The sequence below is a fragment of the Bacteroidetes bacterium SB0662_bin_6 genome (assembly GCA_009839485.1).
Lineage (GTDB): Bacteria > Bacteroidota > Rhodothermia > Rhodothermales > VXPQ01 > VXPQ01.
Genome location: VXPQ01000010.1, coordinates 1 through 5,886 on the forward strand (window position 1 = coordinate 1; position 5,886 = coordinate 5,886).

Genomic DNA, 5,886 nt, shown 5'->3' on the forward strand with positions numbered 1-5,886 from the left:
GTTTGAGCACGACCGGGGAGACCAGCTCGATGGAGAGGTCCATCTCTCCGTTCTCATCGAGGGCCTCGCCGCCGCCCGGCGAAAGCGTCATGCGGCCTCCGTGGTACGGACCCGATACATAGGTCGATATGCCGTCGGTCATCGGATCGAGGGACACTTCGGTATCCGCCGACTGCACCCCGAAACGCAAGGGCGAGGCGCTTACCGTTACGCCGAGCGCCGTCGGATCGGAGGGCTCCCGTGCCGGGGAAGACGATGCCAGAGGAGGAGAAGTAGGCTCGGGAGGCTCTTCCGCGGGAGGCGAAACAGGCTCGGGTTCGGGCGTCTGTATCCTGTTCAGCACAGTCACCGCAACCTCCGCGGCGCCGTCTTCTGCGTTCTCCGCGCTGACTGTAAGCAGGTATTCGTACGTCTCGTCTTCGTCTACCTCCGCCGGCACGTAGAAGGTCGGCGAAGCGATGTCCGTAGCGCTCAGAAGCGACGTGTCCTGCGTATCGCCACTGGCTGTCCAGGCGTATGAGTACTGCGGGTTGTCCCCCGGCGCGCCCGACGCCTCACAATCGAACGCAATGTCGTCCGATCCTTCGTACACCGAACCGGGATCTGCGCATGTCACAGCAAGCGCAGGCTTGTCGAGCACCGTCACCGTGACCTCTGCAGTGCCGTCCTCAGCGTTTTCCGCGCTCACCGTAAGCAGGTATTCGTACATCGTCGTCGCGGCTACCTCGTCCGGCACGTAGAACGTGGGGGAAGCTATGTCCGTCGCGCTCAAAAGCCCCGTATCCTGCGTACCGCTACTGGCCGTCCAGACGTAGTCGTAGGCGGAACCCGCAGGCGCACCCGACGCCTCGCAATCGAACGCGACGTCTGCCGTGCCTTCGTAGACCGAACCGGGGTCTGCGCATGTCACCGCAAGCGCAGGCTTGTCGAGCACCGTAACCGACACCTCTGCCGTCCCGGACTCCGCATTCTCCGCACTGACCGTAAGCAGGTATTCGTACCGTGTCGTCTCATCCACTTCTTCGGGAACCGAAAACGTGGGAGAAGCGATGTCCGTCGCACTCAAAAGCCCCGTATCCTGCGTGCCGCCACTGGCCGTCCAGGCGTATTCGTAGGCGGAACCTGCAGGCGCGCCCGACGCCTCGCAATCGAACGCAATGTCGTCCGATCCCTCGTACACCGAACCCGGATCCGCGCACGCCACCGCAAGCGTGCCCGTATTCAGTACCGTCACCGTGACTCTCGCCGCACCGGATTCTGCATTCGCCGCCGAGACGGTCAGCAGGTATTCGTACGTCTCGTCTTCGTCTACCTCCGCTGGCACGTAGAAGGTCGGCGAGGCAATGTCCGAAGCGCTCAGTAGTGACGTATCCTGCGTGTCGCCCCGAGCTGTCCAGGCGTATGTGTAGGCGGCGCCCGCCGGAGCCCCCGAGGCCTCGCAGTCGAAAGCGATATCCGCCGTGCCTTCATAGACCGAACCGGGATCCGCGCACGCCACCGCAAGCGCGCCCGTATTCAGTACCGTCACCGTGACTCTCGCCGTACCGGATTCCGCATTCTGAGCCGAGACGGTCAGCAGGTATTCGTACCGCGTCGTCGAGGTCACGTTGTCCGGCACCGCAAACGTCGGCGAGGCCACATCCGTGGCGCTCAAAAGCGATGTATCCTGTGTGTCGCCGCGGGCCGTCCAGACGTAGTCGTAGGCGGAACCCGCAGGCGCACCCGACGCCGAGCAGTCGAACGCGACATCCGCCGATCCCTCGTACACCGAACCGGGATCCGCGCACGCCACCGCAAGCGCGCCCGTATTCAACACCGTCACCGCAACTGCCGCCGAACCGTCTTCCGCATTCGCCGCGCTCGCCGTCAAAAGGTACTCGTACGTCGTCGTCGAAGCTACATCGTCGGGGACAAGGAACATCGGCGAGGCAATGTCCGAAGCGCTCAGGAGCGCCGTGTCCGGCGTGTCGCCACGAGCTGTCCAGACGTATTCGTAGGCGGAACCCGCGGGAGCGCCCGACGCCGAGCAGTCCAGCGCAAAATCCGGAGAACCTTCGTACGCCGGGGCGGGAGGCGTGCATATCAGCGACAGCGGCTCCTTGTTCAACACCGTCACCGCTACCTCGGCAGTCCCGTCTTCCGCATTCTCCGCAGAAACCGTCAGCAGGTATTCGTACGTCGTCGTCGCGGCTACTTCGTCCGGCACTTTGAACGTAGGCGAAGCTATGTGTACGTCGCTGAGCAGCCACGCCGCGTCCCATATATCCGCTAGCGTTATCCATGAATACGAGTACGAAGAGCCGGGAGGAGCATTCGACGCCGTACAAGCGAACTTGAAATCATCCGAACCTTCGTACACCGGCGATGGAACATCCTCGCACGTCACGTCAAGCGGTTCCTTGTTCAGCACCGTCACGATAACGTCTTCGGTAACGTCGTCGACGCCCGAAGCCGACAGCGTGACCGTGTATTCGTAGTCCGTATCCGAATTCACATTGGGCGGTACCGAAAACGTCGGCTTCAGAATGGTCGTACTGCTTAGATCGCCCGTATCCGATGTACTGCCCCGGGCCGTCCACGCGTACGTAGCGTCCGAAGGCGCATCCCTCACCGTACAGTCCAGCGGAAAATCGGCGGTGTTCTCGTATACTTCCTTGTCTGTGCAGGTGAGCGAAGGATCCGTCGAATCCGTGTCGCGCACCGTTACCGTAACAGTGGCGTTATCGGACCTCGCACGGAATGCCCCCACCGTTACTCCATACTTCCAGGTCGTATCCTTATCTACATCGTCAGGCACATCGAATATGGGCGTACCCGTATAGTGCTCCGTCAGGTTGGTGCTCGGCAACCATGACCACGTATACAGAGATTTATCGGGTACGCCGGACGCATCACATTCCAACTCGATGTCGGCATCGCCCTCGTCAACCTCGTAGGGGCCTTCGCACACAAGGTTCAGCGCATTAAACACCGCTACGCCAACATTCATCGAGTAGCTATTCGCGTTCGCTGCACTCACTGTCAGCCGGTACTCGTAGTTCTCGGCGCTCTCTACCGTATCCGGTGTGGCAAACGTCGGAGCCTCTATGTTCGTCGCGCTAAGCAGGTCCGTGTTCGCCGTGCTGCCCCGGGCTGTCCATGCGAACGCGTAGACGGGATTAGCGCCCGGCGCGCCTGCCCATCCTTGCTCGCAAATGCGCAATGGGAAATCCCGGTTACCTTCATACGTCTCCCATGATTTTGCAGCTATAAGTTCAAACCCGGGATCGGAGCAATAGATATCCGGCTTCTCCAGAACCGTCACGGTAATGTCTTCGGTAATGTCGTCAATGCCCGAAGCCGACAGCGTCACCGTGTATTCGTAGTCTGTTGTCCCCTGCACATCGTCCGGCACAGCGAACGTTGGCGTCAGACCGTCCGTACCGCTCGTCAACAGGCTCGTATCCTGCGTATCGCCCCGAGCCGCCCATGAATACGTAGCGCCCGGCGGCTCATTCTCTACCGTACAGTTGAGCGTAAAATCGGCCGCGCCCTCGTATGCCTCGCTATCTATGCATGTGATCGAAGGAGACCTGTCTTTGACGAGAATGAATATCTCGTAAACCGCATCCTCGGCGAATGGAGCCGATATCGTAAGCGTGTACACGTAATTCGTGTTCCGATCAACCTGGTCAGGGACAAAAAATGTCGGGAAGTTAAATGTATCTGTCCCCGTCATAGTCTGGATGTTCAAAGGGGCCATAAGCGAAAGAGCTGTCGCAGGCGAGCCGCTCAAGGTAAGTGTATAGACAGGATTCGAACCGGGGGCGTTTTTAAGCCTGCCAATTGTATATAGAGCCGGGGGATTGAAATCAGCCGCACCTTCCCACACTGTATAATGATTAGAGGCGTAATGCCCATATGCGGAGTAGCAGTTGTTAGAAAGGTCGACGTAACAGAAGCGAATATTATGCCTCTCTCTCACCGTCACCTTAACATTCCCGGTGACGTCGAGGATACCCGAAGCCGAAAGCGTCACCGTATATTCGAAGGTCTCCTTGTAGTCGTCGTGCTCGTTGGAGTGGAACGGCCCCGGTATATCGTCCGGCACAGCGAACGTTGGCGTCAGACTGCTCGTCCCGCTTGTCAACAGGCTCGTATCCTGCGTATCGCCCCGAGCCGCCCACGAATACGTAGCGTCCGACGGCTCGTTCTCCACCGTACAGTTGAGCGTAAAGTCGTCCGTGGCCTCGTATACCTCGGCGTCTATACATGTGATAACAGGCGCAAGCGTGACCGTGTCCTTCACCGTCACGGTTACCTCGGCAGTACCGTCTTCTGCATTCGCCGCCCTCGCGGTTACCGTGTACGTATATGTCGTATCCTGATCTACATCGTCCGGCACAGCGAACGTGGGCGTAGCCGTATCGTGGCCCATCAGGCCGTCGGTCGGTGACCATGACCACGTATAGTCCGGATTATCTCCCGGTGCACCAGACGCTGAACAATCAAAATCAAAGTTGGCGTCGCCCTCGTCCACATCGTAGGAGTTGTCTTCGCATGCGACCGTGATATCAGGCTTCTCCCGCACCGCGACAGTGACATCGGCGGTGACCAGATTGAACATCGAAGACGAGGCCAGCGCCACCCTGTATTCGTAGTTCTTATCCGCTCCGCCCGGCTCATCTATATCGTCCGGTACGGAAAATGTCGGAGTGAGACCGTCCCTACCGGAAGTCAACAGACTCGTGTCCAGCGTACTGCCGCGGGCCGTCCATGCGTACATAGGATCCGACGGCTCGTGTTCTACCGAACAGTCCAGCGTAAAATCGGCTGTACCTTCGTACACCGGATCGGGATCGTTGCATGTGATAACGGGATCCGGTATATCCGTATCCTTCACCCGCACCGTCACCTCGGCGGAGCCAGCGGCCGCATCGTCCGCCGAAGCCGTTACCGTGTACGTATAGACCTGATGCCCGGTTATATCGTCCGGGGAGGTGAACGTGGGATCGGCGACTTCGTCGTCGCTCAGGAACGATGTATTCGCTCCTGTCCAATTCCATGTATAATTGCCCCCTGGCGAACCGGACGCCTCGCATTTCAGTTCAATGTCCTCACCCCCTTCGGCTACTTCATAGGGCCCTCCGCACGCGACAGCGATATCGGACCTGTCCCGCACCCTAACCAACATTATCGCTTTTGCAGGATGAAAACCTGTGGCCGATGCGATGAGCGAGTACCGGTAGTTTTTGTCCTCGTCTATATCGTCCGGCACGGAAAACGTCGGAGTGGGCGTGTCCGTGCCGTCTACCAGCAGATCCGTGTTCGGCGTATCGCTCCTTGCCTCCCATGCGTACGTGTACTCCTCGACGCCCGAAGGACCATCCGTCACCTCACAGTCAAACTGAATATCGTCGTCTCCCTCTTGTACATTGGGCCAGGAACACCGGAGATTAGCCCTGTTTAACTCGGTCACCCTCACCGACTTGCGAACTTCTCCGCCCTCATGAAGCCGAAAAATCACGTAGTAGTCCCATCGCACGGCTTCCACCTCTCTGGGCAGGGAAGCCGCAACGTGGAATACGGGATAACGTACGGATGTGGAAGTCAAAGCGGCCGTGTGGTTCGACAGCGGATCCCTGTTAATCCACTCAACACTTTGTACCTCCGACTCCCGACCCGAACACCCGATCGTGAGAGGCGGGTCGCCCACAAACGCTACATACGGTTCCGGGCAGCTCAAACCGCTCATACTCGCCGATGCGTTCACGTCCGCAATCCCTTGCGGTATCCCCTCTTCTGCGTCCGTCACCCTGACGGTCACTCTTCTTCTCGCCATCCGTGGCGCGCCCGAAGCCGATGTCGTCATGCTCGCGATGTAGTGGTACTCGGCGCCGGCGCTGC

At 59.3% G+C, this 5,886-nt stretch carries 1 protein-coding gene; it reads right to left on the bottom strand.

Translation table 11 applies throughout. The annotated features are described in order from the left end of the window. On the bottom strand, positions 1–5,851 hold a 5,851-nt coding region (locus F4Y00_01355; GenBank protein ID MYE03611.1), incomplete at its 3' end, for a hypothetical protein. Between the last annotated feature and the right edge of the window lie 35 nt (positions 5,852–5,886).